The 16,790-nt window shown below is 45.2% G+C and carries 15 protein-coding genes; all 15 read right to left on the bottom strand.

Annotation, left to right across the window (positions count from 1 at the left end):
* Nucleotides 1-4: 4 nt before the first annotated feature.
* The 15 genes from rplT to ACFFLE_RS01290 all read right to left on the bottom strand — a co-directional run bounded on the left by rplT (nucleotide 5) and on the right by ACFFLE_RS01290 (nucleotide 16,742).
* Nucleotides 5-364 (bottom strand): 50S ribosomal protein L20, encoded by a 360-nt coding sequence (gene rplT / locus ACFFLE_RS01360; RefSeq protein WP_380569387.1) that lies wholly within the window; start codon nucleotides 362-364, stop codon nucleotides 5-7.
* 25 nt (nucleotides 365-389) lie between these two features.
* Nucleotides 390-590, bottom strand: coding sequence for a 50S ribosomal protein L35 (gene rpmI, locus ACFFLE_RS01355; protein ID WP_344702704.1), 201 nt, complete (start codon nucleotides 588-590; stop codon nucleotides 390-392).
* A 19-nt stretch (nucleotides 591-609) separates the two neighbouring features.
* Nucleotides 610-1,140 (bottom strand): translation initiation factor IF-3, encoded by a 531-nt coding sequence (gene infC, locus ACFFLE_RS01350; protein WP_380569622.1) that lies wholly within the window; start codon nucleotides 1,138-1,140, stop codon nucleotides 610-612.
* Nucleotides 1,141-1,362: 222 nt separating this feature from the next.
* Entirely contained in the window at nucleotides 1,363-3,291 is a 1,929-nt protein-coding gene (thrS, locus tag ACFFLE_RS01345) for a threonine--tRNA ligase (protein ID WP_380569386.1), read from the bottom strand.
* Nucleotides 3,292-3,597: 306 nt separating this feature from the next.
* Nucleotides 3,598-4,527 carry a primosomal protein DnaI gene (dnaI, locus tag ACFFLE_RS01340; RefSeq protein WP_380569385.1) on the bottom strand — a complete coding sequence of 310 codons (930 nt, stop codon included), beginning with the start codon at nucleotides 4,525-4,527 and terminating at the stop codon, nucleotides 3,598-3,600.
* Nucleotides 4,528-4,532: 5 nt separating this feature from the next.
* A complete protein-coding gene (locus tag ACFFLE_RS01335) occupies nucleotides 4,533-5,864 on the bottom strand; it encodes a replication initiation and membrane attachment family protein (RefSeq protein ID WP_380569384.1) in 1,332 nt (443 codons plus the stop codon).
* Complete coding sequence (gene nrdR / locus ACFFLE_RS01330; protein ID WP_380569383.1) at nucleotides 5,851-6,324, bottom strand: transcriptional regulator NrdR; 474 nt, start codon at nucleotides 6,322-6,324, stop codon at nucleotides 5,851-5,853. Before nrdR ends, ACFFLE_RS01335 begins: the two co-directional genes overlap by 14 nt.
* An 88-nt stretch (nucleotides 6,325-6,412) precedes the next feature.
* Entirely contained in the window at nucleotides 6,413-7,417 is a 1,005-nt protein-coding gene (locus ACFFLE_RS01325; RefSeq protein WP_380569382.1) for a glyceraldehyde-3-phosphate dehydrogenase, read from the bottom strand.
* An 85-nt stretch (nucleotides 7,418-7,502) separates the two neighbouring features.
* Nucleotides 7,503-8,093, bottom strand: a complete 591-nt coding sequence (gene coaE, locus ACFFLE_RS01320; protein ID WP_380569381.1) for a dephospho-CoA kinase — start codon at nucleotides 8,091-8,093, stop codon at nucleotides 7,503-7,505.
* A 4-nt stretch (nucleotides 8,094-8,097) separates the two neighbouring features.
* The gene (gene mutM / locus ACFFLE_RS01315) at nucleotides 8,098-8,967 is read right to left on the bottom strand and encodes a bifunctional DNA-formamidopyrimidine glycosylase/DNA-(apurinic or apyrimidinic site) lyase (protein WP_380569380.1); all 870 of its coding nucleotides are present in this window, start codon (nucleotides 8,965-8,967) and stop codon (nucleotides 8,098-8,100) included.
* 8 nt (nucleotides 8,968-8,975) lie between these two features.
* The gene (gene polA / locus ACFFLE_RS01310; RefSeq protein WP_380569379.1) at nucleotides 8,976-11,576 is read right to left on the bottom strand and encodes a DNA polymerase I; all 2,601 of its coding nucleotides are present in this window, start codon (nucleotides 11,574-11,576) and stop codon (nucleotides 8,976-8,978) included.
* A gap of 114 nt (nucleotides 11,577-11,690) precedes the next feature.
* Nucleotides 11,691-13,268 (bottom strand): AbgT family transporter, encoded by a 1,578-nt coding sequence (locus ACFFLE_RS01305; RefSeq protein ID WP_380569378.1) that lies wholly within the window; start codon nucleotides 13,266-13,268, stop codon nucleotides 11,691-11,693.
* Between the two features lie 91 nt (nucleotides 13,269-13,359).
* Nucleotides 13,360-14,292 carry a malate dehydrogenase gene (mdh, locus tag ACFFLE_RS01300; RefSeq protein WP_380569377.1) on the bottom strand — a complete coding sequence of 311 codons (933 nt, stop codon included), beginning with the start codon at nucleotides 14,290-14,292 and terminating at the stop codon, nucleotides 13,360-13,362.
* Nucleotides 14,293-14,320: 28 nt separating this feature from the next.
* Nucleotides 14,321-15,586: an NADP-dependent isocitrate dehydrogenase gene (gene icd, locus ACFFLE_RS01295; protein ID WP_380569376.1), complete on the bottom strand. Its 1,266-nt coding sequence runs from the start codon at nucleotides 15,584-15,586 to the stop codon at nucleotides 14,321-14,323.
* Nucleotides 15,587-15,626: 40 nt separating this feature from the next.
* A complete protein-coding gene (locus ACFFLE_RS01290; protein WP_380569375.1) occupies nucleotides 15,627-16,742 on the bottom strand; it encodes a citrate synthase in 1,116 nt (371 codons plus the stop codon).
* Nucleotides 16,743-16,790 lie beyond the last annotated feature (48 nt).

Raw genomic sequence — 16,790 nt, 5'->3', positions numbered from 1 at the left:
AGCATTATTTATTCAAGGCATTTTTAGCTTGCGCAACGATTTCACCGAATGCTTTTTCATCTGAAATTGCGATTTCAGAAAGCATTTTACGGTTGATGTCGATACCTGCTGTTTTAAGTCCGTTCATCAGACGGCTATAGCTCATTCCATGCTGGCGTGCAGCTGCATTGATACGTGTAATCCACAATTTGCGGAAATCACGCTTGGTCTGACGGCGGTCGCGGTACGCATACTGGCCGGATTTGATTACCTGCTGTTTCGCTGTTCTATAAAGTGTGCTTTTCGCACCAAAATATCCTTTTGCCTGCTTCAGTACTTTTTTACGTCTTTTACGGGACGTTAAACCATTCTTGACACGTGCCATGTGTGCTCCTCCTTAATTCGATCGATTATTTTATATATGAAAGTAGCTTTTTGATGCGTTTTTGGTCTGCTTTAGCAACTAGCGTCGCTTTTCTCAAGTGACGTTTCTGTTTTGTAGTCTTGTTGGCGAACAGGTGTGATGTGAACGCACGATGACGCTTGAATTTACCTGTTCCAGTACGCTTGACGCGTTTAGCATAACCTTTGTGAGTTTTCATTTTCGGCATGAGACTAACCTCCGGATTATTATTTTTTGTCAGTGATCGGTGCGACCACCAGGAACATTGAACGGCCTTCCATCTTAGGTCTTTGTTCAATTGTAGCAACTTCAGACAATTCATCTGCAAAGCGCTGGAGCACTTTACGGCCGATATCTTTGTGCGTGATTGCGCGGCCGCGGAAGCGGATGGAAACTTTGACTTTATCTTCCTTCGCAAGGAATTTCTTCGCCTGTTTCAATTTAGTGTTGAAATCATGGTCCTCGATTGTTGGAGAAAGCCTGATTTCTTTAACATTGATCACCTTCTGCTTTTTACGCGCTTCTTTTTCTTTAATCTGCTGCTCATACTTGAATTTACCGTAATCCATGATGCGTGCAACAGGCGGCTTGGCATTAGGCGCGACCAATACTAGATCAAGTTCTACGCGCTCAGCCATCTCTTGTGCTTCGCGGGTGGGTTTTACTCCAAGCTGTGAACCATCTTGTCCGATGAGACGAACTTCTCTGGCGCGAATCTTGTCATTGATTAATGTTTGATCTTTTGCTATCTTTGACACCTCCATATAGTTTGAAGACGAACAAAAAGGGCGGGCACATATATGCGCCCGCCAACCAGTGATGAGAAATTCTGGAATGGTATCATGCCAATCCATCGTTATCTCACTGCGTGACCCGGTCACTACCTCATAGGTGTTTGCGGGTGAGAAGCGGGAGCTTCTTCTTGTCCGTTCTTATCAACTCTTATAATTCTACAGTCTTTCACAGACTTTGTCAAGCAGTTATTTTTTCAGCCTGATTTCATCAACAAGTTCCCAGATGAAGTCTTCCCTGTCGTAAGTGATCTGGTCCTTCTCGCCGTACTTTCTGACGTTCACCTGGTTCTCTTCGATTTCCTTATCCCCGATGACCACCTGGTAAGGCACCTTCCTCATCTGGGCTTCTCTGATTTTATACCCAAGCTTCTCATTCCTATCGTCGATGCTGACCCGCATGCCGTGGCTCTTCATTTCATCTTTGAGTGCACGGGCGTAATCATAGTGCAGGTCAAGGTTGACCGGAATGATTTCCACTTGCTGTGGGGCGAGCCAGAGTGGGAATGCGCCTTTATATTCTTCAGTCAGGAACGCAACGAAGCGTTCCATGGTAGAAACCACTCCGCGGTGTATCACCACAGGACGATGCAGTTCGCCGTCGCTGCCCGTGTAGGTCAATTCGAAGCGTTCTGGCAACAGGAAGTCCAACTGCACTGTCGATAGGGTTTCTTCCTTGCCGAGGGCAGTCTGTACTTGAACATCAAGTTTCGGCCCGTAGAAGGCCGCTTCCCCATCAGCCTCAGTGTACTCGAGTTCCATTTCATCCACTGCCTCTTTCAGCATCAGTTCAGCCTTATTCCACATTTCATCGTCATCGAAGTACTTTTCAGTATCTTCAGGGTCGCGATAGCTCAGACGGAATGAATAGTTCTCGAATCCAAAATCGTCATAGACATCGATTATCAGTTGGACCACACGTTTAAACTCTTCTTTTATCTGATCCGGCCTGACGAACACATGGGCATCATTCAATGTCATTCCCCTGACGCGTTGAAGTCCGCTTACAGCGCCACTTGCTTCGTATCTGTGCATCGTGCCGAGCTCTGCAATCCGTATCGGCAGTTCCCTATATGAGTGCTTGCTCGATTTGTAGATCATCATGTGATGCGGACAGTTCATCGGGCGCAGCACCAACTCTTCCCCATTCATGTCCATCGTCGGGAACATGTCATCCTGATAGTGCTCCCAATGGCCACTTGTTTTATACAAGTCGACATTTGCCAGTACAGGTGTATAGACATGGTCGTAACCTAAAGCAACTTCCTTATCGACGATGTACCGCTCGATTTCGCGTCTGATTGTTGCGCCGTTAGGCAGCCACAATGGCAGGCCTGCACCTACCAACTGGTTGTTTTGGAATAATTCCATGTCCTTGCCAATTTTTCTGTGGTCACGTTCCTTACGTTCTTCCAAAAGGTTCAAGTAGGATTTCAGATCCTTCTTATCAAAGAATGCAGTGCCGTATATGCGCTGCAGCATCTTGTTATTGCTGTCCCCCCGCCAATAGGCACCGGCTGTAGATAGAAGTTTGAAGGTTTTTATTTTTGATGTGGACGGAACATGCACACCACGGCACAGGTCTGTAAACTCCCCTTGGGAATAGACTGTTACGGTTTCATCCTCAGGAATCGCCTCGATGAGCTCCTGCTTATAGGGATCATTCTTGAATAATTCCTGCGCTTCGCCCCTCGTGAGTTCCTTTCGCTCTATTTCCACATTCTCATCAACAATGCGCTGCATCTCTTTCTCTATTTTTTCAAAGTCATCCGAGGAAATATTCTCCTCGGTATCAAAGTCATAATAGAAGCCCTCTTCAATTACAGGACCAACACCAAATTTCACATCGCCGTAAAGGCGTTTCAGCGCTTGCGCCATAAGATGCGCTGTAGAGTGGCGTAGCACTTCAAGGCCCTCTTCGTCTTTATTGGTGATAAGCTGCAGGTCAGCATCCTCATTAATCGGCCTTCGTAGATCATACATTTCCCCATTCACCTTTGCGGCAACGGCCGCTTTCTTCAAGCCCGGGCTTATGGACTGTGCAATTTCTTCAGGAGTCACACCCGACTGTAAATTTTGGATATTGCCATCTGGAAATTTTATTTCTATCTGCGTCATGTTTTCCATCCTTTCATCATCATAGTCTCACCAGAAAAAAATCGTCCCTCTACTAATAGAGGGACGATTGACACCGCGGTACCACCCTGATTCACGAGATTTAACTCGCCTTCAGCCGGAGATAACAGCCCGCGCCGTCCGGGTTTTAGCCCGACATATATCAAGGGAGTATCTCAATCGTTCCATTATGCATGTTTCAGCATTTCATGCACTCTCTTTGAATGAATACGAAAAAGCATTGTCCTTGGCGTTTAACTGATGGAATTATATATTGATTATACTGAAGGCCGAGTCAATTATCAAGCATCAACCGTTTCTATAGTTTCTGCCTTCGAGCTGTACTTCTTCACATAATGAGCGCAACCGCTCCGTCATCCTTCGGGCTTTAGTCTCCTCCACACCGTTTTCCTTCGTCCGGCTATAACGGTACTCCAGTTCTTCCATCGAATAGTTTGAACTGATGAACGTCGGGAGACCTTCGACCATGCGGTAGTGAAGCAGGCTCGTAATGACTTCATCCCTCACCCAAGGGGTCACATCTTCGGCTCCTAAATCATCAAGCATCAGCACTTGAGCCGTTTTCAGCGTCTTAAACTTGATATCTGTCGTCCCATCTTTGAAACCTGATTTGAGATCCCGGATGATTTCAGGTACATAGGCGATTATCGAAGAGACCGACTGTTCCTTCAATTCATTGGCGATGCATCCCAACATATAGGATTTGCCGATGCCGAAACTGCCATGTATATAAAGCCCTTTCGTTTTTTCTCCATCGATTATCTTCTTGCTTGCTGAAATTGCCTTTTTGATGATTTCCTGCCTGTTGGAGTCCCCATCCAGGAAAACCGTATCGAATGTCGCATCTTTAACATCTTTAGGTACATGATAGGATTCGATCATCTTTTCCTTTTCCCGGAAGCGGTCTTCTTTGATTTTTGTAGGACAAGGGGAATAGATTACATGTATCCGCCCATCCCTTACATCTATAGAAGGTACATAACCTTGTGGATGGTTCACACACCCACTCAGCGAGCCGCATTTCTCACAGGCTAAAGATTGTTCGGCGTAACGTTTCAATTGAAGCAGATCATTTTTAATCATTGAACGCGTAATCTCATGCTCACTGTTTTCAATCAGTTCTATAATGCGCGGATGCTTGATGAGCGATTCATAAAGGCGCTCATTATTCTCCTGCAGTTTCTTTGAGTTTTTTAAAAATTGGTTTATGGGTTCCATTAAGATCACCTGGATTTTCTGAATTCATCTATCATTCTTTGTAGCTCGGGATCATCCTTTGCTGTCTTCTGGACAGATGACGCTTTTTTCCCGCTATCGGTGTGCACGTCGCTCTTCTGTTTAGCGGATGATTTATCCATCCATGCAGGTTTCTTTTCACCTTGGCGTTCTCTGCGCCCGCCTTTTTTCGGGTTGCGTTGCTTTCTGTATTCCATTATCGATTCATAGGCTTCCTTAGCCGAACGTATCCCCTTCTCCTCCCAGTCCCTTGCAATTTTCATTGTATACGGGTAGTTCAAGTCTCCGTCCTTCTGCTGATAAACATACTCAAGAAGTAGGTTTATGACACCGCCTGGCAGACTTGTACGGGCGATTATGTCGGTGACGAGCTTCACATCATTGTCGCTTGGCCGCTGGCCGCGTATATCATTCAGCCGGTCTAGGGGGTTAATGGTTTCGAGTTGTTCTATATATGGTTCCTTACCGGTGTTATCTTCAGCCGCCTGTTGCGCCGGACCATCAAATTTAGGAATCTTGCCCTTGTTCTCTTTCTGATAGTATTTCCTCGCTTCATACTTCAACTGTTCTTTATCTATTCCCGCATATTGTGTTGTAGATGACAACAATATTTGTTTTATGTCATAGGCATTGAAATTGAATAGGATACTCAATTTAACGATGAGCATCCGTATTTCCTTCGTAAAGAACGCACGGTCGATACGTGTCCCTTTCAGATGTGTAAAGAGCACATCAAAGTCAAAATCTTCTAGGTCGACTTGCGGTCCTACAGATTCGTTTTCCTTGCTGAAAGTTTCAGTGGGCACTTCGAAACCTTCACCACTCCCTGTGTGGAACACTTCGGTGAACTTGCGTGTTACTTCGGTGAAGTTTTCTGGCATCGGCGGATATTGGAGGCGCCCCTTCTTTCTATTGAAAGCCACAGAACCCACTTGGCCATAGAGATAGAGGCTAAGCATCGGATCTTTGAAGAAGGCATCTGGTGTAAGCGGCAACAACAGCTCGTATATGAAGCGATCTTCATGGGGGGTATTGGACACGAACGTACGGATAAGTCCAATCGCTTCAAGCTTCTCGAGTATGCTTGAGAAGCTTGAAAGCGGCATGTTCAATTCATCCATTATCTCTCTGTGGAGCCTGGTTTCAAGTTTGCTGTAATGGTTTGAAGATTCCTGAAGGTAGATATATGACATGGCCGCTTCCTGGCCAATCAGGGGGAGATACAGTTCATTTATGATGTTCAGATGGGACTTTTCGAACGGTGACGGCATATAAACGATGAACTCGGTATTTGGTTTTAGTCTTTCATTGAAGTTCATTATCGTCACTGCCTTTAGCCAGATGCTTCAAGGTCTCCATGAGCTGGTCGATGTCCTTGAACTCCTTATAGACCGAAGCGAACCTTACATATGCCACTTGATCCAAGGTAATCAGCGCTTTCATGACATGTTCTCCGATATCATTGCTCGAAACTTCCGATTTATTTAAATTCCTGAGGTCCAACTCTATCTGGGCTGCTGTCTTCTCCAACGTCTCATAGGGGATTGGACGCTTTTCACATGCACGGAGCAATCCATCCATCAGTTTCTCCCGGCTGAAGACTTCCCTGTTTCCATCTTTTTTGACTACGACCAGCGGTGATAATTCCATACGTTCAAACGTCGTGAACCTAAAACCGCACTCTTCGCATTCCCTACGCCGGCGTATCGCAGACAGTTCATCGGTATGCCTGGAATCGACCACCCTCGAACTTGTATGATGACAATTCGGGCATTTCACTGTGACCACCTCTTCCTACCCAGTTTGATATACCATTATAATACATTGACCATAAAAAAAGAAGAAACTCTCGTTTCTTCTTTTCTTTCTATAGATTTTCAGCAATTTTTTCAGCGAATTCCACCACTCGGGTCGAATAACCCCATTCGTTGTCATACCATGCCAGGACTTTGACTTTGTTGTCGTCCATGACCATCGTCAACGAACCGTCTATAATCGAACTTCTGCTGTCAGTGTTAAAATCACTGGACACCAGCGGTTCATAAGTGACACCCATGATACCGGATAGCGCACCATCAGCGTGTTTCTCGAATGTTTCATTGAGTGCATCCTTTGTCACAGGTTTTTTCAGATCAACCACCAGATCGACAAGCGAGACGTTCGAGACAGGCACTCTCAATGCCAAGCCATGGAGTTTGCCGTTCAATTGGGGGAGAACCTCACCCAAGGCTTTTGCTGCTCCAGTCGAAGTCGGTATGATGTTGTCTGCACAAGAACGTGCCCGTCTAAGGTCTTTATGCGGGTTATCGATGTTCTTCTGATCGTTTGTGTAGGCATGGACAGTCGTCATCAAACCATTTTCGATGCCATACTCCTCATCCAGCACTTTGGCGACTGGCGCCAGACAGTTTGTCGTACACGATGCATTGGAGAATACATCATATTTATCTATATCGAATTCTTCATCATTTACCCCAAGAACTACAGTTTGCACATCTCCGCCTTTGGCTGGTGCAGTCAGCAATACTTTTTTGGCCCCTGCTTTAACATGGGCCGCTGCTTTGTCACCATGGTTGAAGGCACCTGTCGCTTCAATGACAATATCCACACCCAAGTCTCCCCATGGCAGTTTTTCCGGATTTCTTTCTGTCGTGATCAGAATTTCTTTACCATCCATGACCAGCTTGTCTCCATTGCCTTCTATCTGCTTTCCGAATTTCCCATGTGTGGTGTCGTAGTTGAGGAGATGAGCCAGTGTTTCGGCAGGATAGCTGGCGTTCACCGCTACGAGCTCCAATTCATCCGAAGCGGCAACGATGCGAAATACCATTCTTCCAATTCTTCCCAAACCATTGATTGCTACTTTTTTCATGACGATTGCCCCTTTATGCTATACTTTTCACTGATTAGTATAACATATTGAAAGCGTGTTTAAAGGTGTAATCTGCATAAAATGTTCACTTTTCAATCTTGTCTAGAAAGCTTTGAATCTGGCCCCTCAATTCCTGAATAGAGCCACTATTCTGAAACACGACGTCGCTTCTATCGCGCTTATCCGATAGCGGCATTTGACTTCTGATTCTTGACACCGCCTCTTCTTCTGTAAAGCCGTCTCTGTCCATCAACCGCTTTTTTTGCGTTTCCTCATCGACATAGACTGTTGCAGTCAAGTCGCATTGTTCATCCAACTCATTTTCGAATAGGAGCGGGATATCCAAAAATACATGGCTCTCCCGGCTCAATCGTTCTTTATCCTCATTCATCATGCGTCTCACTTCAGGATGGACCAGACCATTCAATATTTGCCGCTTTTCTGGATCATTGAAAATGATCGCCCCCAACTTCCTTCTGTCTATTTCGCCGTCCGGTCCTGCAATGTCCTCCCCGAAGTGGTCGAGTATCCCTTTATAGGTAGGGCCATCTTGTGCAGTCGCCTTTTTGGCATAAATATCCGCATCAAGCACGGGATAGCCTTTTGATCGAATATATTCTGAAGCGGTTGACTTGCCACTGGCAATGCCTCCGGTCAGACCGATAATGTAGTTCATTGGATCACCTCTGACAATTTGTACAATAAAATGTATTTCTTCCTGCTATCGTTTTTGTTTTGAGGGGCGCCTCACAGCTCGGGCATACCTTCTTCTGGTAGACTTTGAACCGGTCCTGCATGCTGCCCCTCTCCCCTGATATCCCTCTATAATCCGAGATTGTGGAACCACCACGGCTCAGTGACAGCTCAAATACTTCAACAATCGCCTGGTGCAACTTGGTTAATCGTTCAACTGAAATATTCCCCGCCTTCCGGACGGGGGAAATTCCCGACATGAACAATGCTTCTGAAGCATAGATGTTGCCGACACCTGGTATGACCGTGCTATCCATTATCAACGCTTTGATCGCTTTATTGCTTCTGCCGGGATCTTTGATCTTTTCAATGAATTCAGCAAGACTATCCGGATGCGTATACTCCAGGGCCATCCTTTTAAAGGGAGGGAAGTCAATCATCCTGTCAACGGTCGACATTTCCCCAAAACGTCTGATGTCACTGTAGACAAGAGACTGTCCATCTGACAGCGGTATAGACACTTGCCAATGCCTGCGGTAATTCAAGTCTTTGATCTGTTCTATCGAGTCGGCCACAAAGAAAGCACCCGACATGCCGAGATGTGAAATCAGATGGAAGACGCCTCCATCCTTTTCCATGATGAAGTACAGATATTTCCCGCGCCTTCCTATCTTTTTGATATAGGCACCATCGACTTTCTTTTTAAATGATTCAAGATTTTCTTTAATTATGGTTCTTCGGCCAATTTCATGCCCCTTATATATATAGTCAGAGAAAGATATGGCACCGATCCCCTTCTCTTCCACCGTCCGTTCTAGAGAACGCTTGACCAATTCCACTTCTGGTAATTCCGGCATTCTTCCACCTACTTCACTTGATACCAATCACTGCCATAACCATAATCCACATTGAGCGGTACACTGAGTTCAATCGCATTCTCCATAATGCGTCGAATAACTGGGATGAAATCCTCCACTTCATCTTTTGGCACATCGAAAATCAGTTCATCGTGGATTTGTAGCAGCAGTTTTGCATCATATTTTTTTGCCTCTTCAGATTTGTCATATTCCACCATTGCCAATTTTATTATATCGGCTGCTGTACCCTGGATTGGGGAGTTCATTGCAGTGCGTTCTGCAAAGCTTCGTGCATTGAAGTTCTTGCTATGGATATCAGGTATATACCTTCTGCGATTGAGCATTGTCTTCACATAACCATCACGTTTGGCATCCTGTATGATCGACTTCATGAACGCCTTGACCTGGGGGAATGAATTCAAGTAATTATCAATGAAGGTTTTGGCTTCTTTACGGGTGATGCCAAGGTTCTGGCTCAATCCATAGTCACTTATGCCATAGACGATGCCAAAATTCACAGCCTTCGCATTCCGCCTCATGTTCTGCGTAACATCCTCTTTATCGACTTTAAATACTTCCATCGCAGTTTTAGTATGGATGTCGGTATCACTTGTAAAGGCATTGATCATCGTCTCATCTTGAGTAATGTGTGCAAGCACCCTCAATTCAATCTGTGAATAATCAAGAGCCAACAGAACATGATTTTCATCTTTTGGCACGAACGCTTTACGTATCTTTCGTCCTTCGTCTATCCGTATCGGGATGTTTTGAAGGTTCGGTTCAACCGACGACAACCTACCTGTTTGGGCCAACGTCTGATTGAATCGAGTGTGGATCTTCGAATCTTCTTTAATTTCCCCCTGGAGTCCAATCACGTATGTGGACTGGAGTTTGGCTAAGGTACGGTAATGCAGTAAATGCTCAATGATTTCATGTTTATCCTGTAGCTGTTCCAGAACGTCGACTGCAGTGGAATAGCCCGTTTTAGTTTTTTTGATGACAGGCAGATTCAACTTTTCAAACAGAATATGCCCCAACTGTTTAGGCGAATTGATATTGAACGACTCTCCGGCCATCTCGTATATGGTACTTTCAATTTCATCCAGCCGTTTCTGTATGTCCTTCTCCATCTCCTCAAGCCGTGAAGCATCTACTTTGATGCCCCTGTATTCCATATCAGCAAGAACCTTAGCCAATGGTATTTCAAGTGTTTCCCAGAGTTCATGCATCTCATCTCTTCTTAAATATTCCTCCATCGGTTCTCTCACCTTATGGATGGCCATTACCTTGTCATTGAGAAACTTTTCATGTTCTGCACCTGACGGGGTTACAGCTTTCTTCCCTTTGCCGTAATGATAATCATCACTATCTATATTGACTGCGAAGTCAGCAGCAGTCTCCGCGACATCAATAATCTTCTTGGAAGGATCCAGCAGGAAACTGCCAAGCATGATGTCGGAATCAAACCCTTTGAAATGAATGTCCAAATGTCTAAGAAGCCCCATCTGCCGTTTGATGTCATATACATTAATGGACTTCCTGGATGTGAGGAAATCTTCAATTGATGACGATTCCAGTTCATCAATCGATTTTATGAATGTCAGCGCTCCATCTGTTGCAGCAAGATACACAGGTGCATTGACGAGATAATTTTCTGCCCTTACTTCCAGATGGAAAGAAACATCGCCGCTCAACTCTTCCAGGGAATCCACTCGCTCATCTTCGAATTCGACTTTGTCTTCAGTTTCGCTTGCCTCCATATTTTTAAGCAGCGATTCGAATTCCAGCTCTTTGAACAGTTCATATTTATCTTCTTCCCGGTCCTGTTCAAACTTCAGGCTGGCAATATCGAAATCGATGGGAACTTCTTTGTAGATCGTTGCCAGATCCTTGCTCAGGAGGGCATCTTCGCGATACTCCGTTAAGTTTTCTTTGAGCTTCTTACCTTTCACTTCATCAAGGTGTTCAAGCACACCTTCCACACTTTGATATTCTTTTAGTAATTTAAGCGCGGTCTTTTCTCCAATTCCGGGGACCCCAGGAATGTTATCCGACTTATCGCCCATCAAGCCTTTAAGGTCGATGATCTGCTCTGGCTTGAGACCGTATAATTCTTCGACGAAGGCCGGAGTATAACGATCTATATCGGATATTCCCTTTTTGGTGTAGTAGATTGTTGTATGGTCACTGGCAAGCTGTGTAAGGTCACGGTCCCCTGTAATGATGATTGTCTCTAGGCCTTCCTTATCTGCTTTAGTGCTTAGGGTACCAATGATATCGTCAGCTTCATATTCATCAAGTTCGTAACGTTTGATGCCATAGACATCAATCAATCTCCTGATGGGTGTCAGTTGTTCACCCAACTCGGGAGGCGTCTTCTGCCTTCCCCCTTTATACTCTTCATATTGTTTATGCCTGAAAGTAGATTTGCCGGCGTCAAAGGCTACCAGAAAATGGGTAGGCTTTTCATCCGCAATGATTTTTTCAAGCAGTCTTGCATAACCAAATATCGCATTCGTATGCAGGCCGCTCTGGTTACTGAGGAGCGGCAGACCATAGAACGCCCTGAAGGCAACACTATTGCCATCTATCAGAATCAACTTATCCATTCCATTACCCCTCTCTTCCAATGGTCTTATTAAACCATTGCTTCATTAAGAATTATACATTCCAATGCAAACTTAATCCATGAAAAAAGGCACAGCTTATGCTGTACCTTTTTTCTACGGTGTATATTCAATTGGTGCGTTTGGTCCAAGTGGCAACCCAAGGAGCATCCAAACGATCAACATCAGTGCCCAAGTAACAAAGAAGAAGATGGAATAAGGCAGCATGACAGAAATCAATGTCCCGATTCCTACGTTTTTGTTATATTGTTGCGCAAAGGCAATGATGATCGCAAAGTATGTCATGAGAGGTGTGATGATGTTTGTCGATGAATCCGCAACACGGTACGCCATAGTCGTCAACTCTGGTGAATAGCCGAGCTGCATCATGATCGGTACAAATATCGGAGCCATCATCGCCCATTTTGCACTCGCACTACCTATGAACAGGTTGACGATTGCTGTGACCAGCATAAAGCCTATGATTAGTGGAATACCGGTCAATTTGAGGGTTTCAAGCAACTCAGCACCATACACTCCTATAACAAGGCCCATATTGGATTCTGCGAAATAAGAGACGAACTGGCCGGCGGTGAATGCCAACACGATGAACATGCCCATCGAAGCCATCGTTTCAGTCATCTGATTCGCTACATCCTTATCACTCTTGATTGAACGTGTAATCAAGCCATAGACAAGCCCCGGTATAAAGAAGAGGATTGCGATGATCGGCACTAGTCCGTCACTCATGAATGGCGATTGGACGATTGTGTCCATATAGGAACCGACTGCATCATCTCCACGCATCGGCGAATTTGGCAGAACGACAAGAAGCAATGCAAGCAATGCCCCTACTACCATCGAAATGATTGCCCATGTCAACCCTTTTTTCTCGATCGGTTTCAATGGATTCATTTCATCCGTATCAGTAGCGGCAGTCGCTTCTTCAGAGTCAGCGTTGTAAGTTCCAAGGCGAGGTTCTACAATCTTGTCTGAGACGAACCAGCCTACAAGAGTCAGCAGGAAAACACTGGCTGCAATGAAGAAGTAGTTCATCGCAACGTTCATGCCATCAGCATATTGCGGATCGATGACGGAAGCCGCCTGAATGGAAAGTTCAGCCAGCATGGCATCTGTACCACTCAGAAGCAGGTTGGCCGAGAATCCAGCAGAAACACCGGCAAAAGCAGTTGCAAGACCAGCCAGTGGATGCCTGCCGAGGGCAAGGTACAACACTGCACCAAGCGGCGGTAATACGACATATCCTGCATCAGATGCAAGTGAAGACATGATACCCGCAAAGACAAGGCCTGCTGTGATCAGGGTCTTAGGTATTGACAATACAAATCCGCGTAAAGCTGCACTTATCAGACCTGACCGTTCAGCAACACCAATACCAAGCATCGTTATGAGAACGACTCCAAGCGGCGCAAAGTTGATGAAGTTATCAGTCATACTGGAGAATATGTAACTTACCCCTTCACCATCCAGCAGGTTATTGATGGTGACGGTTTCTTGGTCCTCTCCCGGGTGTTCCACTGAAATTTCAAACGTCGATAAGATTGCAGATGCAACGAGCGTAAGAAGTGCGAGAATCGCAAACAGGGTGACGGGATGAGGGAGTTTGTTACCGAGCCATTCTACAAAATCAAGAAATTTCTGAAAAAAACCTTTATTCTTTTTACCATTTTCCATTCCCAAAATTTCCTCCCAAAATACACTAAACTAAAAAGGTCGCCTAATCAGGTGATCTTTTCAGTTTAGTGCCATTACAGAATCATAAATCTCATTTCAATAATTTCATTACATTCACAACTGAATCCCTGGACTTATCCAGCTGTTTCTTTTCATCTTCTATTAAATCCAACTCGATGATCTTCTCGACGCCATTTGTGCCTATCACTGCCGGTACACCAAGATAGATGTCACTATAGCCATACTCTCCGTCCAGATACGCAATGGATGGAAGCACACGCTTTTTATCATGGAGGATGGCTTCAGCCATTTCCACTAAAGAGGCAGCGGGGGCATAATAGGCAGAACCATTACCCAGCAGGTTTACAATTTCAGCTCCGCCTTTCCTTGTGCGCTCGATGATTTCATCTATCTTGGTTTTGTCCATAAGACTTTCCAATGGCACACCTCCGACCGATGAATAGCGAATCAGAGGCACCATGTCGTCTCCGTGGCCTCCAAGGACAAACCCACGTACATCATTGACGGAAAGGTTCAGTTCTTCTGCTATAAACGTCCGGAAACGGGCGGTATCAAGCACTCCCGACTGTCCAATGACCCGGTTTTTTGGAAAACCGGACTCTTTATAGACAGCGTACGTCATAGCATCTACAGGGTTTGTCAGAACAATGATTGTACAGTCCGGTGAATGCTCGACTATTTCCCGTGTCACTGCTTTCATTACTTTTTGGTTAGTCTTGATGAGATCGTCCCGGCTCATGCCTGGCTTCCGTGCAATGCCTGCAGTAATAATGACGATGTCGGAATCTTCAGTATCCGCATAATCACTTGTGCCGGTAATATTTACGTCGACTCCAAGAACCGGTGTCGCTTCCTGCATATCAAGTGCCTTGCCGCGTGTCGGGTCTTCCGCTTGCGGAATATCGACGAGGACCACATCTGCAAGCGCTTTAGAAGCTGCGATAAAGGCAGTCGTAGCGCCAGTGAACCCGGCGCCTATGACTGATATTTTTTTCCTGTTCATGCTATTCCCCCTTAAAAGGTGGCTTCAACTACATATTTTTGACAAGTTCGTCTGCAAACTCGGAACATTTAACTTCTTTGGCACCATCCATCAGACGGGCGAAGTCATAAGTCACGACCTTAGAAGCAATCGTCTTCTCAACAGCTTTTGTTACAAGGTCTGCCGCTTCCTGCCATCCTATATGTTCAAGCATAAGAACGCCCGAGAGGATGACGGATGATGGGTTGACCTTGTCCAAGCCGGCATATTTAGGTGCTGTTCCGTGTGTTGCTTCGAAGATTGCATGGCCTGTTTCATAGTTGATGTTCGCACCAGGAGCGATACCGATTCCACCAACTTGTGCCGCCAATGCATCAGAGATATAGTCTCCGTTCAGGTTCATTGTAGCTACAACGCCGAAATCTTTTGGACGAAGAAGGATCTGCTGCAGGAAGATGTCGGCGATTGCATCTTTGATGATGATTTTGCCTTCTGCTTCCGCCTCTGATTGTGCTTTGTCGGCTGCTTCTCTTCCTTCTTCCTCAACAATCTTGTCATACGCATTCCACGTGAATACCTTATCCCCGAACTCACGCTCAGCAAGTGCATAGCCCCAAGCTTTGAATGCACCTTCAGTGAACTTCATGATATTACCTTTATGGACAAGAGTCACAGAAGGTCTATTGTTTTCAATCGCATAGTTGATGGCAGAACGTACCAATCTCTCAGTACCTTCTTTGGATACCGGCTTGATTCCGATTCCTGAAGTTTCTGGGAAGCGGATGTTTTTAGCGCCCATCTCATCTTGAAGGAAGTCGATTACCTTCTTCGCTTCATCAGTGCCTTCCTGGAATTCGATACCTGCATAGATATCCTCTGTGTTTTCACGGAAGATGACCATGTCCGTCTCTTCAGGACGTTTCAATGGAGATGGAACACCTTCAAAATACCTTACCGGTCTGAGGCATGTAAACAGATCCAACTCTTGCCTCAGCGCAACGTTCAATGAACGGATACCGCCACCGATTGGTGTAGTGAGAGGGCCTTTGATTGCAAGCAGGTATTCATTGATTGTATCCAAAGTCTCCTGTGGCAGCCATTCGCCGGTATTGTCATACGCTTTTTGGCCTGCCAATACTTCTTTCCATTCAATCGCTTTTTTACCGTCATATGCTTTTTCAACCGCTGCATCAAGTACTTTGTTTGCAGCTTTCCAGATATCCGGTCCAATGCCGTCACCTTCTATGAATGGGATGATTGGCTTATCAGGTACGTTCAGAATTCCATTGTTTGTTGTGATTTTTTGACTCGACATAAATAAAAATCCTCCTGGTTAATAATTTTGAAAATTTGTTTTAGCGCTTCTCGATTGCTTCATATTTCTTGCCGGTTTGTCCAACATATTCAGCTCTTGGTCTGATCAGACGATTGTCTTCGTACTGTTCCAGAATATGTGCAATCCATCCGGACACGCGGCTGACAGCAAAGATTGGCGTGAACAGATCATGGTCAATCCCCATCGCATGATAGACCGAGGCGCTGAAGAAGTCAACGTTTGGCAGAAGGCCCTTTTCACGTTCTACAACTTCTGCGATCTTTATGGATTTTTCGTAGAGCTCAGGCTCCCCGATTTCCTGGGTGAGTTGTCTGGACATCTCTTTCAGATATTTTGCACGTGGATCGCCGTCTTTATAGACACGGTGCCCCATTCCCATGATTTTCTCTTTGTTTTCGAATTTTTCTTTCAAGTAGTCTTCTACAGCTTCAGGAGATTCGATCTCACCAAGCATCTTCATTACGCGTTCATTCGCTCCGCCATGAAGAGGTCCTTTGAGTGCACCAGCTGCAGCTGTTACGCCTGAATACATATCAGAAAGTGTCGCGACACATACGCGTGCCGTGAATGTTGACGCATTCAGTTCGTGGTCTGCATGAAGCACAAGGGCTTTATTCATTGCCTCGACTTCTGTACTGTTAGGCTCTTCGCCTTTCATCATATACAGAAGATTTGCAGCGTAATTGAGTCCTTTTTTAGGTTTGACGACCTCTTTACCACTTCTTATCCTTGAGAATGCTGCAACGAGTGAAGCCACTTTAGCTTGAATACGGATGGCTTTTTCCTGATTCGCTTCATCACTCATGTCTTCAGCATTCTCATCGAAGTGTGACAGATATGACAATGCTGTACGCAGACCTGCCATTGGATGAATCTTATCCGCTGCGTATTCCTCGAAATGAGTGTAGATTCTAGGATTGAGCGTCATATGATCAAATAATTTCGCCTGGAAATCATCAAGTTCAGTCTGGTTCGGCAATCTGTCGTTCCACAATAGGAATACGACTTCTTCAAATAGTGCATTTTCTGCAAGGTCATCGATTTCATAACCACAGTAAGTGAGCTGCGAACCAATGATTGAACTGATGCGTGATTCGGTTGCAACTATACCTTCTAAACCTTTTTTCTCAGACATATATCGATTCTCCTTCTAGTTAATTCTTAGTATAGCCAATCGGCCTTA

This window comes from Salinicoccus siamensis (assembly GCF_042429615.1).
Classification (GTDB): Bacteria; Bacillota; Bacilli; order Staphylococcales; family Salinicoccaceae; genus Salinicoccus; species Salinicoccus siamensis.
This window is presented reverse-complemented; position numbering and strand designations above follow the sequence as displayed.

Coding starts and splice junctions, on each gene's coding strand:
- mdh (WP_380569377.1), bottom strand. CDS start 14,292: ATGAACAGGAAAAAAATATCAGTCATAGGCGCCGGGTTCACTGGCGCT.
- mutM (WP_380569380.1), bottom strand. CDS start 8,967: ATGCCGGAATTACCAGAAGTGGAATTGGTCAAGCGTTCTCTAGAACGG.
- polA (WP_380569379.1), bottom strand. CDS start 11,576: ATGGATAAGTTGATTCTGATAGATGGCAATAGTGTTGCCTTCAGGGCG.
- rplT (WP_380569387.1), bottom strand. CDS start 364: ATGGCACGTGTCAAGAATGGTTTAACGTCCCGTAAAAGACGTAAAAAA.
- dnaI (WP_380569385.1), bottom strand. CDS start 4,527: ATGGAACCCATAAACCAATTTTTAAAAAACTCAAAGAAACTGCAGGAG.
- coaE (WP_380569381.1), bottom strand. CDS start 8,093: ATGAACTACATTATCGGTCTGACCGGAGGCATTGCCAGTGGCAAGTCA.
- rpmI (WP_344702704.1), bottom strand. CDS start 590: ATGCCGAAAATGAAAACTCACAAAGGTTATGCTAAACGCGTCAAGCGT.
- ACFFLE_RS01335 (WP_380569384.1), bottom strand. CDS start 5,864: ATGAACTTCAATGAAAGACTAAAACCAAATACCGAGTTCATCGTTTAT.
- ACFFLE_RS01305 (WP_380569378.1), bottom strand. CDS start 13,268: ATGGAAAATGGTAAAAAGAATAAAGGTTTTTTTCAGAAATTTCTTGAT.
- ACFFLE_RS01325 (WP_380569382.1), bottom strand. CDS start 7,417: ATGAAAAAAGTAGCAATCAATGGTTTGGGAAGAATTGGAAGAATGGTA.
- thrS (WP_380569386.1), bottom strand. CDS start 3,291: ATGACGCAGATAGAAATAAAATTTCCAGATGGCAATATCCAAAATTTA.
- ACFFLE_RS01290 (WP_380569375.1), bottom strand. CDS start 16,742: ATGTCTGAGAAAAAAGGTTTAGAAGGTATAGTTGCAACCGAATCACGC.
- icd (WP_380569376.1), bottom strand. CDS start 15,586: ATGTCGAGTCAAAAAATCACAACAAACAATGGAATTCTGAACGTACCT.